The 19,565-nt window shown below is 56.3% G+C and carries 1 protein-coding gene; it reads right to left on the bottom strand.

Features of this window, described 5'->3' with window-relative positions; genetic code table 11:
• Positions 1-78 precede the first annotated feature (78 nt).
• A complete protein-coding gene (gene tycC / locus AC27IT_RS00520; RefSeq protein WP_487091435.1) occupies positions 79-19,539 on the bottom strand; it encodes a tyrocidine non-ribosomal peptide synthetase TycC in 19,461 nt (6,486 codons plus the stop codon).
• Positions 19,540-19,565 lie beyond the last annotated feature (26 nt).

The following is a 19,565-nucleotide window of genomic DNA, read 5'->3' on the forward strand; positions in this document are numbered from 1 at the left end:
CTCCTCTCCAAAGATGTTAGGGATGGATTCCCCCCGGAAAAGCTTTCTCCCAAGGGGAATCCTCACTCGGTTGCCGTCTTATTTCAGGATGAACAGTTCCTGCAGGATGTTTTGGAAGATCGCGGCATTTTGCGACACGTAGCGGCCTGCCAACATATGCGCGTGGATGCCGTACCCGTTGTACGTCATCAGCCGTTTCGTCGCTTTTGCCCAGGCAGCTTCGTTCCATTCGGCTGCCACCGGAGCGTCCTCGTCCGCCTCCAGCTCCGATTGGATGAGGTGGATCGCGGCATTCGTCATTCCGGTGTTCACCAGTTCGTTATGGAACATGACATAGCTGACCGTTTTGCGGACGAAGCTTTGCTTCACAAACTCGTTGGCCGCGTACAGTTGGAAATCTTCTTCGGTCATGTTGAACATCTCGGTGTTTTCGCCGATCTCAGCGAACAACTGGGCAATGTCGTTTTCCGTTTCCGCGACAGTCCGCTCGATCGCCTTGTCTTTCCAGTACGAGTCGAACAGGATGAGATCGGTTACGACATGGCCGCGTTTCTCCAGTTCTTTTGCAAGCTCAAAGGCCAGATTGCCTCCGGAGGAATAGCCCATGAGCGTGTACGGCCCGTCTGGATCAATCGCGGTGATCGCCTCGATATACTGCTCCATCCGGTCGTCTTCCTGGATGAAATCAAAGCTGTACAGGGAGACACCGTGAGTTTCTGCGGCAAGCTTCTGGTAATACACGCTCTGGGCCCCGATTGGCGTGAAGCAGAAGACGTTTCTGCCCGTTTGCTCATTCAACAAAATGGCTTTGCCGTACCGCGTTTCAAAGCGTTTGTGCGTGATGAAATCGGCTACCTTTTCTACCGTCGGATGTTGGAAGATGAGGTTCAGCGGCAGCTCGATCTGCATGTACGCATACACTTTGGCAATCAACAGCGTAGCTTTTAAGGAATGGCCGCCCAGTTCAAAGAAATCGTCCGTGATGCCGATTGGCTCTACGCCCAATACTTCTTGCCAAATGGATGCCAGTTGCTGTTCGGTCGCATTTTTCGGCGCCACGTACTCGCGTGTAGTCGCATCCGACTGTTGCGGTTTCGGCAATGCTTTGCGATCTACTTTTCCGTTTGCGGAGTGCGGCAGTTGCTCCAGTTGGACGAAATAGCTCGGCACCATGTAAGCAGGCAGCTCTTTGGCCAGATGGCTTCGCAAGCCGGATACGGACACTTCTGCTGCGGCGACGACATAGGCGCAAAGGTATGGGCCATAAGCGGCGTCATCGTCACGGGCGACGACGACTGCTTGATCGATGCCTTGGTAAGCGAGGACGGCACTCTCGATCTCCCCGATTTCGATGCGATACCCTCGCACCTTGACCTGTTCGTCTGCACGGCCGATGTATTCAATCGTGCCGTCTGGCCGCCATTTCACCAGGTCGCCTGTTTTGTACATGCGCTCGCCCGGGCAAAACGGATTTTCGACAAACTTCTCTGCGGTCAGCTCCGGCTTGTTCCAATAGCCGCGGGCAAGCCCGGCTCCGCCGATGCATAGCTCGCCGACCACGCCAACCGGCTGCAGGTGATGCCCGTCGTCCACGATGTAGACGTGTACGTTCGCAAGCGGTCGGCCAATCGTGATCGCTTGCCCCGCTTCAATCGAACGGGAGATGGTGGTCACGACGCTGTTTTCGGTCGGCCCGTATTCATTGTTGATTTCGATTGCCGGGTGCTTTTCTTTTGTTTTTTGCACAAGCTGTACAGGCAGCTTCTCGCCGCCCAGCGTGACGCAGCGCAGGCGCGGGAAGTCGGTTGCCGCCGAGCAATCGAGAATCGCCTGGAACAGACTCGGCACGCCGTAGTAGTGGGTGACTTCCGTTGCGCCGATCAGCTTTTTCAATGCGACCGGGTCTTTGGCTTCTTCCTCTCGCGGCAGCACGCACGTTGCTCCACCGAGAAGCGGAGCGAACAAGCTGGCGACAAAGCCGTCGAAGGCAAAAGAGAATACTTGCAAGGCTCTGTCGCGCGGCCCGAAGCCGTATTCATCCCTTCTCCACTGCAAGCAATTGACGATTCCCCGATGCGGGATCATCACGCCCTTCGGCTTGCCAGTCGTACCGGACGTGTAAATGACATAGGCAAGATCAGTCGGCTGGTTGACGGGCGGCAGATTGGTTCCGCCAAGCCCGGCATCCTGTTCAGCGTTCAGCTCAAGGCACTCCGGCAGCTCGTTGGACACGCGGGCCAACAGCGGCAGCAGATGGGCTTGGCTGAGCAGCAAGGCTGCTTGGCTGTCTGCTAGCAAGTACTGGATGCGTTCCTGCGGATAGCCAGGGTCGATCGGCACGTAGGCGCCGCCTGCCTTCAAAATGCCGAGAATGCCGATCACCATTTCCGGTGAACGCTCCGCCATGATCGCCACAAGCCGGTCCGGCCCGATTCCTTTTGCGCGCAGTACCCTTGCCAGTCTGTTTGCTCGCTCGTTCAGCTCGCGGTAGGTCAGCGTTTGCCCGTTAAAGAGAAGCGCGGCCTGATCCGGTGTCTTCTCGACCTGCTCTTCGAATAGCTGGTGCAGCGTTTTGTCCAGGTCATAGTTGACGGCTGTGTCGTTGAACCCGGCCAAAATCTGCTGTTTTTCTTCAAGCGAGAGCATGTCGATATCGCCCAGGCGGATGTGCGGATTGTGCACGATGCTCGCGGCAATCGCCAGGAAGTGGCGACTTAGCCGTTCGATCGTTTCGCGCGTGAACAAGCTTGTGCTGTACTCTACGCCAATCGTAATTTCTTCTTTCTCCTCCGTGGCGATCAGCGTCAGGTCGAACTTCGCGTGCTTGCCTGTTTCTTCGGTCATGAACGGCGTAAGCGTGCATGCAGGCAGCGCCACGACCTCTTCTGTGCTGTTTTGGAACGTAAACACGGTGTCAAACAGCGGATTTCGGCTCAAGTCGCGCGCAATCGCGAGCTTTTCCACCAGCTCTTCAAACGGGTAATCCTGGTGGCCGTACGCATCCAGCGCATTTTGTTTGACTTCCTGCAAAAATTCGCTGAACGTTTTTTCGCGCTGCGGCTTGTTTCGCATCGCCAACGTGTTCACGAACATGCCGACGATCGGTTCCAGATCGGCATGGGATCTGCCTGTAATCGGCGTGCCGACGACGATGTCCTCCTGCCCGGCATACTTGGCGAGCAGCACGTTGTACGCGGCGAGCAAAACCATGTACAAGGTCGTTCCCGTCGCTTGCGCCAGTTGGTTCAAGCCTTCCGCGAGCGGTTTGCCCGTTTGAAGCGTGTACTGATCCCCGGCAAAGCTCTGGGTGCCGGGGCGGGCGAAATCCGTCGGCATGTTCAGCACGGGAATCTCATCGGCAAACGTCTGGAGCCAGTACGCTTCCTGCTTCTCGAAGGCAGCCGATTGGAAAAACGCCTGCTGCCACACGGAGAAGTCTTTGTACTGGATGCGCAGCTCCGGCAAAACGTCACCCTGATACAACCGCACCCACTCGGCCAGCAAAATGCCGGAGGACACGCCATCAGAAATACTGTGATGCATATCGGTGAGTAGCACGTGACGATCCTCGCCGATTTTCAAAAGCGAGACGCGCATGAGCGGTGCGACCCCGAGATCGAACGGCTGCACGAGGGAAGAAACGAGTTTGCGCGCTTCGTCTTCTGTAACTTCCGAATAGGCAAGCGCAAAAGGAACGTCCGCGTGAATGTGTTGCACAGGCTCTCCGTTGACGACGGCAAACGAAGTGCGCAAGCTGTCATGGCGCGCAATCAGGCGCTGGAACGCCGCTTCCACCCGTGTTCGGTCCAGCTTGCCTTCGATCAGCATGGTCGACGGCATGTTGTAGCTGATGCCGACTCCTTCAAATTGATCGAGAATGTACATGCGCTTTTGCGCCGAAGAAACCGGGTAGTACGCTTGCTGTTGCGCTGGCTCGATCGAGAAAACGTTCCCTTTGGCAGTCTCTTCGATGAACGCCGCCAATTCCTGAATCGTCGGTTTCTCGAACAAGATGCGGAGCGGAATATCGACCTGGTATTCGTTGTGCATGCTCGCTATCACCCGCATGGCACGCAGGGAGTGGCCGCCGAGCGCGAAAAAGTCGTCTTGCACGCCCACTTGCGGAACGTTTAGCACCTGCTCCCATACGCGGGCCAGTCGGTCTTCCCATACAGAGCGCGGCGCGACGTATTCGGTCGTTCGCAGCATGGTGACATCCGGCGCTGGCAAGGAGCGTCTGTCTACTTTGCCATTGGCAGTCAGCGGCAGCGCGTCCAAGGTTACGAAATACGATGGAATCATCGCTTGCGGCAGCTCCTTCAGCAAATTCGCCCGTAACTCTGCGGCGTCAAGCGCATGGTCCGTCACGACGTATGCGCATAATTCCTTTTCCTGCCTGTGGTCTTCTCTTGCGACCACGACTGCTTCCGCAATTCCGTCCAGCTTGCGCAGTTGTGTCTCGATTTCGCCCAGCTCGATGCGGACGCCCCTGATTTTTACCTGGTGGTCATTGCGTCCGAGGAACTCGACATGGCCGTCTGCGCGCCACTTCGCGAGATCACCTGTGCGGTACAGTCGTTCACCTGGGGCAAACGGGTTCGGCACGAACTTTTCTTGCGTCAACTCCGGCCTGTTCAAGTAGCCGCGCGCCACGCCCGCTCCGCCGATGCACAATTCGCCCACGACCCCGACAGGCTGCAAATTCAAATGCGCATCGACTACGTACATCGTCATGTTCGGAAGCGGTTTTCCGATCGGCACCGTTCCCGAGCGGATGGCGGTGACGTCTGTTTCTTCGTAGTAGCTGGTGTCGATGCACGCCTCTGTCACGCCGTAGCTGTTGATAATGCGCATCGTGTGGCCGAAGCGCGCAAGCAACGTTTTGAAGTCTTCTGCCGGACAACTGTCCGCTCCGAGAATCAACAGCTTCATCTGGCTGATGTCCAGCTTGTTTTCGTAAATGTAGTGCATCAACGGCATAATCAGGGCGGGTGTCGCTTCGAAAATGGTGATTTCGTGGCGCCTGATAATCTCGTACAGCGAAGCAGGGTCCATCTTGACCTCGTTCGGGCAGATGACGAGCTGCCCGCCTGTCAGCAGTGCCCGGGCAAAATCGCCCGTCGAGACGTCAAAGGCGAAGCTCGCCATTTGCAGCAACCGTACCGGGAAGCTGTCCAGGTGATACTCGTCCTTCCAGGCAAATGCGACATTGGCATAGCTGCGATGCTCGATGACGACCCCTTTTGGCTTGCCTGTCGTACCGGAAGTGTAAATGATGTATGCTGCGTGCTCTGGACGCGCAACGTGCTCCAGATTGTCTGCTTCCTCCTGGTCCACTCTCTCTGTATCCAGATAAATGGTTTCATAAGGGAAGGCAACTTGGCTGTTCATTTTTTGCAAAGTGAGCAGCAGCTTCGCCTCGCTGTCTTCGAGCATGAACGCTTGGCGCTCCAGCGGATAGTCCGGATCAATCGGGACGAATGCCCCGCCTGCTTTCAAAACGGCCAGCATGCCGATGACCATGTAGGGCGAGCGGTCTACGAGGATGCCGACGGTGCTCTCCGGCTTGACGCCTTTTCGCCGCAGGACGCGGGCGAGCCGGTTTGCTTTTGCATTCAACTCGCGATAGGTCAGTTGTTCGTTTTCGCACACGACCGCAATCTGGTACGGTGTTTTTTCCGCTTGCTCCTCGAACAGCATCTGGAACGTTTTGTCCGTTGGATAAGCTCTCTTCGTTTCGAGAAAGCCCTCCAGCATGCGCTCCGTCTCCGCCTGGGACAGCACGCTGATCTCGGCCAGCTTGATGTCGGGATCGGCGGTGATCGTCTGCAAAAGCTGGACGAAGTGGGTCGCCAGCCGATTGATCGTTTCTTTGGCAAACAACTTCGTGCAATAGCTGAATTGGACCAGCAGCTCATCTCGTTTTTCCATCGCATCCAGCGAAAGGTCGAATTTGGCGATATGGCCGTTCACCGGGTACGGCGACAGCTTCAGTCCCGCTACTTGCCCTGCGGCTGCGTCGGCAAGCCCGAGGCTGAACATCGTGTCAAACAGCGGGTTTCGGCTCAGATCGCGCCGCACTTGCAGCTTCTCGACCAGGTGCTCGAACGGATAGTCTTGATGCTCGAAGGCATGGAGCGCATTTTGCTTCACGTCCGCCAAAAACGCGCGGAAGCTCAGGCTGCCTGCCGCCGTATTTTTTAAGGCGAGCGTGTTGACAAACATCCCGACGATGCGCTCTACATCTGCGTGCGAGCGGCCTGCAATCGGTGTGCCGATGACGATCTCTTCCTGGCCTGCGTACTTGGAGAGCAGCACATGGTACGAAGCCAGGAGCACCATGAACAAAGTCGTACCGGTATCGCTAGCGAGCTGACGCAGTTGTTCCAGCAGGTGTTGTCCCGTGCCAAGCGCTACCGTGTCGCCGTCAAAGCTCTGCACGGAAGGTCTTGGGTAGTCAGCAGGCAGATTTAATAACGGAATCTCGTCGGCAAACGTCCGGGTCCAAAATTCCTCCTGCTTTTGGAAGCGTTCAGACTGGGCCAGCTTCGTTTGCCACACGGCAAAATCTTTGTACTGGATGCGCAGGTCAGAAAGCTGCTTTCCTTCGTATAAACTGGCGATTTCCTCGACGATGACCGCAAGCGATACGCCATCGGAAATAATGTGGTGCATATCCATGAAGAACAAGTGCCGCTCTGCGCCAAGCTTTATCAGGTTCACCCTGAACAACGGGGCAGTCGCAAGATCAAATGGCTGGATCAACTCTTGCACGAGCGCTTCTGCCTGCTCGTCTGTCGCCTCGATCATGCGGATTGGCAGCTCGACCTCGGCATGGACTCGTTGCAGCGGCTCCCCGTTTACCGAATGGAACGAAGTGCGCAAAGCTTCATGCCGCTTGACCAGGCTCTGGATGGCAGCGGCAAAGCGGTCGTAATCCAGCTTGCCTTCCAGCACCAGCACGTTCGGCACGTTGTAGCTGATCCCGCTTCCTTCGAACTGATGCAGGATGTACATTCGTTTTTGCGCAAACGACACCGGATAATACGCGGCTGGCTCTGTCGGCGGGATCGTTTCGAACTGCTCGAAGGCACTCTCGGCAATATAGGCCGCCAACTCATGGATCGTCGGAGAGGCAAACAGCGCTTGTAGCGGCAGCTCTACCTGGAATGTTTTATGGACTTGCGTGATGACGTTCATCGCCTTCAAGGAATGACCGCCGATTTCAAAAAAGTTGTCGTGAATACCGATGGCTGGAAGCCCCAAAACCGTCTGCCAAATCTGCGCCAGCTTCGCTTCGGTTTCCGTTTGCGGAGCGACAAAGGCGCTTCCTGCCGTCCGTTCGCCAGATGGCTGCGGCAGTGCCCGGCGATCGACCTTTCCATTTGCGGTCAACGGAAGCTTTTCCATTTGCACATAGTAGGCAGGAACCATGTAGCCAGGCAATTGTTTGGACAGCGCGTCTCTCAGCTCGGTGGCGTCGACTGCCTGTTCCGGAACGAAGTAGGCGCAGAGCGCTTTTTGCCCGTTCGCTTCCTCGATCACGGCCACGACTGCTTCTTTTACGTTGTCCTGCTGGGACAGTACCGTCTCGATCTCCCCAAGCTCAATCCGGTATCCGCGAATTTTGACTTGCTGGTCGATCCGGCCCAAATACTCAATCGTCCCGTTTGCCAGCCACCTCGCCAAATCTCCCGTGCGGTACATCGTTTCGCCAGGCGCAAACGGATTAGGGACAAACTTCTCCGCGGTTAAGTCCGGCTTGTTCAAATAGCCTCGTGCGACCCCGTCGCCGCCGACGCACAATTCGCCCGGCACGCCAATCGGCTGCGGCTGATTGTTGCCGTCGACGATGTACGCGGTGGAGTTTGCAATCGGCTTGCCAATCGGAATCTGCTCGGCAAAATGCTTCTCGATCAAATAGCACGTCGAGAAGGTCGTGTTTTCGGTCGGGCCATACCCGTTCCAGATTTCCAGGTCGGGCAGGGCGCTTTTTACCCGGTTGATGTGTGCAGGCGACAGCGCTTCGCCGCCGACGATCAAGGCGCGCAAGCTGTCAAACATCGCCGGGTTTTCTTGCGAGAGCTGGTTAAAGAGCGGCGATGTCAGCCACATGGTCGTAATCTGGTTCGCCCGCAGGAAGCTGCCCAGCTTCTCGGCATCCAAAAGGACGTCCTTGCGCACCACATAGAGGCTCGCCCCGTGCAGCAAAGCGCCGAAAATCTCAAACGTCATGGCGTCGAAGCCAATCGCGCCCGTTTGCACCATCCGGTCGGTTTCGCGGACTTGCACGTAATTCGTATGCATGACCAGTCGGGTGACGTTGCGGTGTTCGACCATGACGCCTTTTGGCTTGCCTGTCGAGCCTGACGTGTACATCACGTAAGCCATGTCCCGCGCTCCGTTGACAATCGCCGGATTGCCGGAGTCCTCCTGATCCAGACTCGCCGCTTCCAACACGATCGGAATTAAACCTTCGCTTACGAGCGGCAACAAGTGTCTCTGCACAAGGACTACCTTCACGCCGCCATCTTCGAGCATGTAGGAAAGGCGTTCTGACGGATGTTCCGGGTCCAGGCCCAAATAGGCGCCGCCCGCTTTGAGAATCCCCAAGATGCCTGCAATCATCTCCGGCGAACGATCGGCGAGCAGACCGACGATGCCGTCTTTTTCGACGCCGTGTCGACGAAGGACATGGGCGATCTGGTTTGCTTTTTCGTTCAGCTCCCGATACGTCAGCCTTTTTCCGTCCATCACGACGGCAGCATGCTCGGGCGTTTTTGCCGCCTGCTGCTCGAACAGCTCCTGAATCGTGCAATCGCGCGGATAGTCGGCAAACGTGTTGTTAAAATCAACCGTGACAAGCCGCCGCTCTTCCTCGTCAAGCAGGCTGATCTCCTGCAAGGCAACGGTTTGATCGGCAACGACTTCGCGCAGCACTTGCAGGAAATGCCCCGCCATTCTTTCGATGGATTCCCGGCGGAACAGTTTTGTCGAGTAGACGAGCGCAAAATGAATGCCTGCCTCGTCCTCGTGCGCTTCCAGCGTGAGATCGAATTTCGCGTTGCCTGCTTCGGCAGGGTATGCTTCCAGTTTCAGCCCATCCAGCTCGTACGCTTTTTGGTCCAGGTTTTGCAAAATAAACATGGTGTCAAACAGCGGATTGCGGCTCGGATCGCGCTGGATGTCCAGCTTTTCGACCAGCGCTTCGAACGGATAGTCTTGATGCGCATACGCTTGCAGCGTATTTTGTTTGACCTCTTCCAGAAATGCCTGGAATTGTTTCGCTTTGGCCGGGTAGTTTCGCAACACGAGCGTATTGACAAACATCCCCAAAACGTTCTCGACGTCGGCGTGCGATCTGCCCGCAATCGGCGTTCCGACGACGATGTCTTCTTGTCCGCTGTACTTGGCCAGCAGCACGTTGTAAGCGGCCAGCAACACCATGAACAACGTGGACTGGTTCTCCTGGGCGAGCTTGGATAATGCGTCCATCAGTGGTTTGTCTGCCTGGAACGAAACGCAATCCCCCTCAAAGCTTTGGGCCAATGGACGGGAAAAGTCGGCTGGCAAATCGAGCACCGGGATGTCGCCGGAAAACGCGTGGAGCCAGTAGTCCTCGTGCTTCCTGTACACGTCGGTTTGGAACAGCTCCGACTGCCAGAGGGCGAAGTCTTTGTAATGCACAGAGAGCGCCGGCAACGCTTCGCCTCGATACAGCTTCGAGAACTCCTCCACGATGATCCCGGCCGAGACGCCGTCCGAGATGATGTGATGCATATCCATCAGGAACAGATGCCGTTTTGCCTCCAGCTTGAAAAGTCCGACCCGCCATAGCGGCGCTTTCGCCAGGTCAAACGGTTGCACAAACGATGCGACAGTTGGCGCCACTTGCTCTTCCGTCAATTCGCCGTACTGCACATGCAGCTCGACATGTTCGTGTACGCGCTGGACAGGCTCGCCATTTACGGTGTGAAAAGAGGTGCGAAGCGACTCGTGCCGCTCGACCAGCCTGTCGATGGCAGCCGCAAACCGCTCGACGTCCAGATCGCCTTCGATGTACAATGCGCTCGGCATGTTATAGACCGTGCCCGTGTCCGCAAACTGGCGCAGGACGTACATCCTCTTTTGCGCGGACGAAACGGGATAATACTCCTGCAACGGGGCAGGCTGGATCGGCACATACGCCTCTTTTCCGCTCGTCGCGACATACTGGGCCAACTCCTTGATCGTAGGCTGCGCAAAGAGCACTTTCAGCGGAAGCTCAACCTGATACTCGCGATGCACCTGTGCAGCGACAGCCATCGCTTTCAAGGAATGGCCGCCGAGCTGGAAAAAGTTGTCGAGAATGCCGATGCCGCTCATCCCCAGCACGCGCTCCCAAATCTCGGCCAGCTTTCGTTCCACAGCATTCGTTGGCGCTGCGTATTCCGCTCCGGTTACGGGCTTGCCCTCCGGCTTCGGCAACGCTTTCTTGTCGATTTTGCCGTTTGGCGTAAGCGGAAGCTGATCGAGCTGCACAAAATAGGCGGGAATCATGTACGATGGCAGTCTTTGCGCCAGAAGCGACCACAGCTTGGCGACCTCGAGCTTTTCTGTGGCAGTAAAATACGCAGCCAGAGACGGCTGACCGAGCTGATCTTCGTGGACGACCACAACAGCGGCTGTCAGCTTTTCTACCGCGAGCAGAACCGACTCGATCTCGCCGATTTCAATCCGGTAGCCTCTTACTTTGACCTGTTCGTCGATGCGACCGACAAATTCAATCGTGCCGTCCGGGAGCCATTTGCCGAGATCACCCGTCTTGTACATGCGCTCGCCTGCCGCAAACGGATGCGGAACGAACTTCTCGTCCGTGAGCGTCGGCTTGTTCCAATAGCCCCGCGCCAAGCCGAGGCCGCCGATGCAAATTTCCCCGATCACACCGATGGGCTGTAGCTGGTGGAATTTGTCGACGATGTACAGGCTGGTGTTGGCGATCGGCCGCCCGATCGTGATCGCGGCATCCGTATCGACTATGCGCAGCGAGGTAGCGACGACACTGCTTTCCGTCGGACCGTACTCGTTGACGATAACGAGATCGGGATTCAACTGCTTGCTCTTTTCAACGAGCGGAGCCGTGATTTTTTCTCCCCCGAGCGTGACGGTTTGCAGCGGACGGAGATCCGCCGACGTACTGCATTCCAAAATAGCCTGGAACAAGCTCGGCACACCTGTCATCAGGGTGCAGCGCGAAGCGGCGATGCGCTTTTTCAGCGCGACAGGGTCTTTGGCTTCTTCCTCTTGCGCCAGTACGACGGTTGCTCCGGACAGAACAGGCGCAAAGAACGACAGCACGAAGGCATCGAAGGCAAACGACAGAGACAGCAAGCTTCTGTCGCCAACGGTCAGCTTGTATTCCGCTTTTTTCCATAACACGCTGTTGACAATGCCGCGATGCTCGACCATGACCCCTTTTGGCTTCCCGGTCGTACCTGATGTATAGATGATGTAAGCCAGGTCGGAAGCGGTATGGATCGGCTGCAAATTCGCGCGCTGCGCCGAATAGGCGCTCTCGTCGTCCACGTACAGGCATTCCGCGCTCACCCCGGAGCCGAGCTTCGGTCCCAGATGCTTTTGCGCAAGCACCAGCCGGGCTTCGCAATCCGCGAGCATGTAGGCGATGCGTTCCTCCGGATATTCCGGGTCGATCGGCACATAGGCTCCGCCTGCTTTCAAAATAGCGAGGATGCCGACAGCCATCTCCACAGAGCGGTTGACCATAATCCCTACGGTTTGGTCAGGCTTTACGCCCCGCTCGCGTAACGTGGCGGCAAGCTGGTTGGCCCGCTCGTTTAACTCCCGATAGGACAACTGCTGCTCGCCGATCTCAACGGCTGTCGCCTGCGGCGTTTTTTCTGCTTGCTCTTCGAACAGCGCCGAAAGCGTTTTGTCTTGCGGAAAATCCTTGTGCGTGTCGTTGAAGTCGACCAGCAAGCGTTGCTTTTCCTCTGCGGTCAGCATGGCGATCTCGGACAGCAGCACCTCGGGGTTCGCGGCGACGACCCGCAAGATTTGCAGGAAATGCGCCGCTACGTTTTTCATCGTCTCGCGCGAAAACAGCTTGGTGCAGTAGTCTAGGCTAAAGACGATCTCCGCGTTTTCCTCGTACGCCTCGAGCGACAGGTCAAACTTGGCCTGCTTCACCTCTGTCGCATATGGCGTCACGGTCAGTCGCTCCATTGCAAACGGCTTTTGCTCCATGTTTTGCAAAATAAAGACGGTGTCGAACAACGGATTGCGGCTCAAATCCCGCTGAATGTTCAACTTGTCGACAAGCTCGTCGAGCGGATAGTCCTGATGCTCAAACGCTTTTAGCGTGTTCGTTTTCACTTCGGCCAAAAAGCTGTGGAAGGCTTTGTCCCCGGCTGGCTCGTTGCGCAAGGCGAGTGTGTTGACAAACATCCCGACGATGGATTTTGTCTCTGCATGCGACCTGCCGGCAGTAGGAGCGCCGACGACGATGTCCTCTTGCCCGGAGTACTTGGACAACAGCACATTGTACGCCGCAAGCAACACCATGTAGAGCGTCGTCCCTGTCTTGTGCGCAAGCTGGTGCAGTTCTTTTTGCAAAGCGGTGCCGGAGCCAAAGACGAAGCGATCTCCCGCAAAGCTTTTGACCGAGGGCCGCGGGTAGTCCGTCGGCAGGTTCAGAACAGGGATGTCCTCCGCAAAACGGTCGATCCAATAAGCTTCCTGCGCGGCAAACTCATCGGTCTGGAACCAGTCATTCTGCCACTTGGCAAAATCTTTGTACTGAATGCGCAGTTCAGGCAGCTCTTCGCCGCGATAAAGCCGGGCAAATTCCTGGATGAGCAGCCCGATGGAGACGCCATCTGCGACGATGTGGTGCAAATCGAGCATGAACAGGTGGCGTTCCGGCGCCAGCTTGATGAGTCCGGCACGCCAAAGCGGGGCTGTTCCCAGATCGAACGGCTGGATAAACCGCTCGGCTATTTGCCGGATCTCTGCCTCCGTCGCTTCGCCAAACGAGATCGCAAGCTCGACATCCTCGTGCACGCGCTGAACAGTCTCGCCTTGCACGGAGTGGAACGAAGTGCGCAAAGATTCGTGGCGCTGCACCAGACGGTTGAGCGCTTGCTGCAGCCGCTCTGTATCCAGCTTGCCGTCGAGGTACAGGAAACCAGGCATGTTGTAGCTGATGCCTGCCCCTTCCATTTGCTGGAGAATGTACATTCTCTTCTGTGCGGCGGACACGGGGTAATACTCCTGTTTTTCGACAGGCTGGATCGCGGTGTACGCGCCTTTGCTGGCGGCAGCGACGATGGGGGCAAAGCTGGCGATCGTCGGCGATTCAAACAACGCTTTCAACGGTACTTCCGCCTGGAAGGTGCGCTGAATCAAAGAAATGACGTTCATCGCCTTCAAGGAATGGCCGCCCAGCTCAAAGAAATGATCGTGAACCCCGATCCGCTCCACGCCAAGCACACTTTCCCACATCTGTGCGAGCTTCGCTTCGAGTTCGTTGCGCGGCGCTACATACATCGAATCCGCTGCCGCTGCGTCCTCCGGCTGCGGCAATGCTTGGCGATCCACTTTGCCATTCGCCGACAGCGGCAACTGCTCCAAGAAAACAAACGCGGACGGAACCATGTAGGCTGGCAATGCGGCAGACAGGTACGTTCTCAGCTCCGCTGTTTGGATGTCCTGCTTTGCCACGACATAGGCGGACAGGCTGTTTTGCCCGTTGCCATCCTGGCGGGCGATGACAACGGCTGCTTTGACCGCTTCATGCTGCAAAAGCTTGGCTTCGATTTCCCCCAGCTCGATGCGGTGGCCTCTGATTTTTACTTGATGATCGATGCGGCCCACATACTCGATCTCGCCGTCTGGCAAATAGCGGACCATGTCGCCAGTGCGATACATCCTGCCGCCCGGCTCGAACGGGTTGTCGACAAAGCTTGCTTGCGTCAGCTCCTCGCGCTGCCAATAGCCGCGGGCCAAACCGTCTCCGGCAATGCACAGCTCCCCGGCAACGCCTACAGGCTGAAGCTGGTTGCTCGCATTGACGACGTACAGGCGGACGTTGTCAATCGGTTTGCCGATCGGAATGACGCTGTATTCCTGCTGGCGCGGGCAAAGCCAGTAGGTCGCGTCAATCGTGGCTTCTGTAGGGCCGTACAAGTTAATTAACCGGGCTTGTTGCGTCTCGTAAAAACGCGAGACGAGAGCAGGTGTCAACGCTTCGCCGCCGCAGAACACCCGTTGCAAGCTCGTGCATGCGCTCCAACCCGGGTCGGTCATGACCAGATCGAGCAAGGACGGGACCATCTGCAAAGTCGTAATGTTTTGTTCGCAAATCAGGCGAGTCATGTACGCGATGTCGCGATGCCCGTCCGGCTTCGCCAGGACGAGCCGCGCTCCCGTCATCAGCGGCAAGTAAAATTCCCATACAGAAGCGTCGAAGCTGAACGGCGTTTTTTGCAGGACGGCATCCTCCGTCGTCAACGGGAACGTCTCTCTCATCCACAGCATGTGATTGCAGATCGCCTGGTGCGAGATCATGACTCCCTTCGGCTTTCCCGTCGATCCTGACGTGTAGATCACATAGGCCAGGTCGTCTTGGCCAGCGACGTTGTCCAGATTCGTGTCGTCTCCTGTGTAAATCGCTTCTTCGTCTACGTCGATGATCGCCCCTGCATACGCTACCGTCTCCTGCAAATGGCGCTGCGTCAGCAAGATCGGCGCCTCGCTGTCGCGGAGCATGTAGCGGATTCGTTCTGCCGGATAGCTCGGGTCGATTGGCGTGTACGCGCCGCCAGCTTTGAGCACGGCCAGCATCCCGACGACCATCCCCGGCGAGCGGTCTACCATAATACCGATCAATGTACCCGGACGGGTTCCCTGACTGCGCAGCAAGCGAGCCAGTTGATTCGCCCGGGCGTTCAGCTCGCGGTAGGTTAAGGCGTGCCCTTCATACGCGACAGCCACTTCATCCGGCGTGCGTGCCGCCTGCTCCTCCACGAATTGATGCAAGGCCATAGCGGTAGTGCGCTCCACAAACGTATCGTTCACGTTCAGCAGGAGGGCGCGTTTTTCTGCTTCCGTCATCATGTCGATGTCCGCCAGTTTGACTGTCGGCCGCTCGCTGATCGCACGCAAAATTTCCAGGTAATGCTCGGCCATTCTTTGCACCGTTTCTTTCTTGAACAGCCTGGTGGCGAATGTGAGCTGGAACTGAATGTCTGCTGGCGATTCACTGGCATTCAACACGAGATCGAACTTGGAAATTTTGTTGAACAGCTCATACGGCGACACGGTCAGTCGGTCGATGGCAAGCGTCTTCTGGCTCGCGCTTTCCAAAGAAAACATCGTGTCAAACAGCGGATTGCGGCTAATATCCCGCTGGATCGCCAGCTTTTCCACCAGCTCTTCAAACGGATAATCTTGATGGTCATAGGCCGCGAGCGCATTTCGCTTCACTTCTTGCAAAAGTTGCGCAAACGTTTTGCTGCTGGCCGGCTGGTTGCGCATCGCCAACGTATTCACGAAAATTCCCATGATCTGTTCCACGTCCGCATGGGAACGGCCAGCGACAGGGGTGCCGACAATGATGTCTTCCTGGCCTGTGTACTTGGACAGCAGCACATTGTACGCGGCGAGCAAGACCATGTACAGAGTGGTCCCTGTCTCTGCCGCTACTTGTTGCAGCCGCTCCAGCCGCTCTTTTCCGGCGGCAAACAGGACGAGGTCGCCTTCAAAGCTTTGCAGGCTCGGGCGCGGATAATCCGTCGGCAAGTTCAGGAGCGGGATTTCATCGGCAAACGCGTTCAGCCAATGCTGCTCCTGCTGCTTGTACGCGTCTGTCTGGAACCACTCGTTTTGCCAGGCGGCGAAATCTTTGTATTGGAGCGCAAGGGGCGGCAACTCTGCTCCCTGGTACAGCTCGGCAAACTCGCGCAGCCATATTTGCGAAGATACGCCGTCGGAAATGATATGATGCATGTCGAGCAGGAACAAGTGGCGGTCTGTCCCCAGCTTGACCAAGCCTGTTCGCACGAGCGGAGCGACCCCGAGATCGAACGGCCGGACAAACTCGCGCATGATGTTCTCCGCCTTGTCCTCGGTCGACTCCAGCATGAACAGTGGCACTTCTACCTTTGCATGCACTTTTTGCACAGGCTCGCCGTCGATGCGGTGAAACGATGTGCGCAAAGCTTCGTGGCGCTCTGCCAGTTGTTGGATCGCGCTGGCAAACCGGGCGTAATCCAGCTTTCCTTCCAACAGGATGGCGCCCGAAATGTTATAGCTGATGCCGCTTCCTTCGAACTGCTGGAGGATGTACATTCTTTTTTGCGCGGAAGAAACCGGATAAAACTCCTGCGCTTCCACAGGCTGAATCGCGGTGTGCTTGCTTTTCTCCGACTGCGACAGGAAGCGGGCCAGCTCCGCTATGGTCGGGTGTTCGAACAGAGCTTTGACAGGCAAATCGACTTCCAGCGCCTTCGCGACCTGGGAGATGACCGTCATCGCCTTCAACGAGTGCCCGCCCAGGTCAAAGAAATCGTCGTGAATCCCTACCTGGCTCATGCCCAGCACCTGCTGCCAAATTTCCGCCAGCTTTGCCTCGATGTCATTTTGCGGAGCGACATACGCGGTTCCTGTAACGACTGCGCCGTCTGGCTTCGGCAATTTCTTTCGCTCGACTTTTCCATTCGCTGTCAACGGAATTTCCGCCAAGCAAATAAAGAAGGAAGGAATCATGTAAGAAGGAAGCGTACTGCCCAAAAACGTTCTCAGCTCCGCTACGGTCAGCTCTTGCTCGGAAACGAAGTAGGCGTACAGCACATTTTGGCCGCTCTCGTCCTTGTCCGCGATCACGACCGCTTCCTTGACCGACTCGTGCTGCGTCAGACGCGTTTCGATTTCGCCCATCTCGATCCGGTGTCCGCGAATTTTTACCTGGTGGTCGATTCTTCCTGCGTATTCCATGTTTCCGTCGGGCAGCCATTTTGCCAGGTCGCCTGTGCGGTACATTTTCGTTCCCGGGCGGAACGGGTTGTCGATAAATTTTTCCTCGGTCAGCTCCGGTCTGTTGAAATACCCTTTGGCTACGCCGTCTCCGGATATGTACATTTCGCCCAGCGAGCCGACGGGCACCGGTTGCATGGAAGCATCGAGCAAATAAAGCTGGACGTTGTCTGCCGGAACCCCGATCGGGACCGATTCCTGGGTCGTTTTGTGCGGGTCGTACAAATAAATCATGCAGCCGACAACCGTCTCGGTCGGTCCGTATTCATTGAAAATTTGCACGTCCTGGCCGAAGTGGTCGTAAATTTGCTTCGCCAGCTTTGTCGGCAAGTTCTCGCCGCCGACGATGAACCGTCTGATGCTGCTCGCCTTGCCGTCTACGTCTTCAATCAGCTTCAGGTGCGTCGGCGTCAGCTTGATGATCCCCACTTTGTTGTCGCGGATGATGTCCAAAATGAGCTGTACCTTGTCTGCCCCTCTGTACACATAGATCGTGTTGCCTGATAGAAGCGGCGTGAAGATCGACGTGACAGTCAAGTCAAACGAAATGGATGAGTACAGCGGAAAGTCCACGGCTTCCCCCTGAACGTACACTTTGTTGGCCCACCAAATGTAGTTGACCAAGCCTTGATGGGTAATCATCGCCCCTTTTGGGTTGCCTGTAGAGCCGGAGGTGTAGATCATGTAAGCCAAATCGTCGGGCTTGCTCTCGGCTGCGAATGGTGTGCTGTCGCCCGCATACAAGGAAGGATCGTCCAGATAAAGAATGCTGCCTGCAAACCGGATGTTTGGCTGCAGATGCGACTGGGTGAAAAGAATCGTCGTCTGGCTGTCGTCGAGCAAATACTGGATGCGATCGAGCGGATATTCGGGATCAATCGGCAAGTAAGCGCCGCCTGATTGCAGGACCGCCATGATTGCTACGATCAGCTCCAGCGAATGCTCCGCCATAATCGAAACGATGCTGCCCCTGCCAATGCCTCTGTCGCGCAAAGCTTTGGCAAGCTGGGCCGAGCGCTCCATCAGCTCCTGATAGGTCAGGCTGTCATCGCCGCATACAGCCGCGATTTTCGTCGGGGTCCGGGTCGCCTGCTCTGCGATCAATGCAAAAATCGTCTTGTCCCGCGGGTAGTCAGCAGCCGTGTCGTTGTAGGCGACGAGCAGTTGCTGCTTTTCTTCCTCGGTGATGATGCCGATCTCGTGCAGCCGCACGTGCGGATTGCGAATCACCTGCTCGATGACCGTTCTCAAATGCCCCTCGATTCGGTTGACAAAAGACGGCTCGTAGACGGCGGCATTGTAGCTTAGCTTCACGTACAGCTCGTTTGACGGAGCGAGGGCTACCACTACGTTCAAATCGTAGGAGGTCTGCTCTTCCCCGCTTTCCACGGTGAGCTGGAACCCTAACGAATCTTCCAAATGTTTCATCGAATGGTCCGGGTAGTTTTCAAACGTGACCAAATGATCGATCAACGCTTGTTTCAGTACGGTCGTGCTCTGAATTTCGTACAGCGGCGCGAAATCGTAGGCTGCCGAAGCCAACGCTTGCTTTTGCACCGTTTGGAGCAGCTCGCTGAACGATTGTTGCCTGTTCGTCTGGACGCGGGTAGGAATCGTGTTGATGAACAGGCCCACCATGCTCTCAATTCCCGGAATTTGCGGCGGACGGCCGGAGACGACCGAGCCGAAAACGACATCGTCCGCATTTTTGTACTTGCTCGCCAAAATGCCCCAGAGTGCCTGGAATACGCTGCTCATCGTCGCCTGGTTTTGATTGGCGATCTGCATCAGTTGCTGCGTCTGCTCGGGAGCGATCGCAAACATCGACTCGACGTGGTCGTAGCGGCCAGCTTCCGCGCTGTGCTTCTTTTTCGGAAAATCGGCCTGATGGTCGTAGCCTGCCAAATAGTTTTGCCAATAGGTGAGCGCCGCTTCCTTGTTTTGCTTATCCAGCCATTTGATATATTCGCTGTACGGCTTCGTCGCTTCCCGCGGAATCGGCTCGCCGTTGCGCAGGGCTGCGTAGTACGCCAGCAGCTTCTGAAGCAGGACGCCCAATGTCCAACCGTCCACGATAATGTGGTGGAACGCCCAGACAAACTGGTACTTGTTCTCGCCTGTTTGAAAAATGGCGGCTTTCATCAGGCTGTCTTTTGTCAGGTCAAACGTATGGTGCTGATTTTTGTACGCCGTTATGTACTCGTTCTGCTCAAACGTTGGCAAATGCGCGATGTTTTCGAAAGCAACGGCAACCTTTCTCTCTTTCAACACAACCTGGCGGGGCCGCTGCAAGTTTTGGTACACAAACACCGTGCGCAATACTTCGTAGTTTTCCACGAGCTTGTTCAAGCTCTGTTCAAAAAGAGGCAGGTGAAAATCACCTTCGATCGTCGCCGACATTTGCAGGCAGTAGGCGCTGCTGCCCGTGTCTTTGACCGCGTGAAACAACATCCCCTCTTGCAACGGGGTTAACGGGTATATTTTTGCGATGTTTTCCTGCTTTTTCATTTTGCACCTCAACTCTGTAATTTATC

The sequence above is a fragment of the Brevibacillus sp. YAE8 genome (assembly GCF_057543335.1).

Coding starts and splice junctions, on each gene's coding strand:
- tycC (WP_487091435.1), bottom strand. CDS start 19,539: ATGAAAAAGCAGGAAAACATCGCAAAAATATACCCGTTAACCCCGTTG.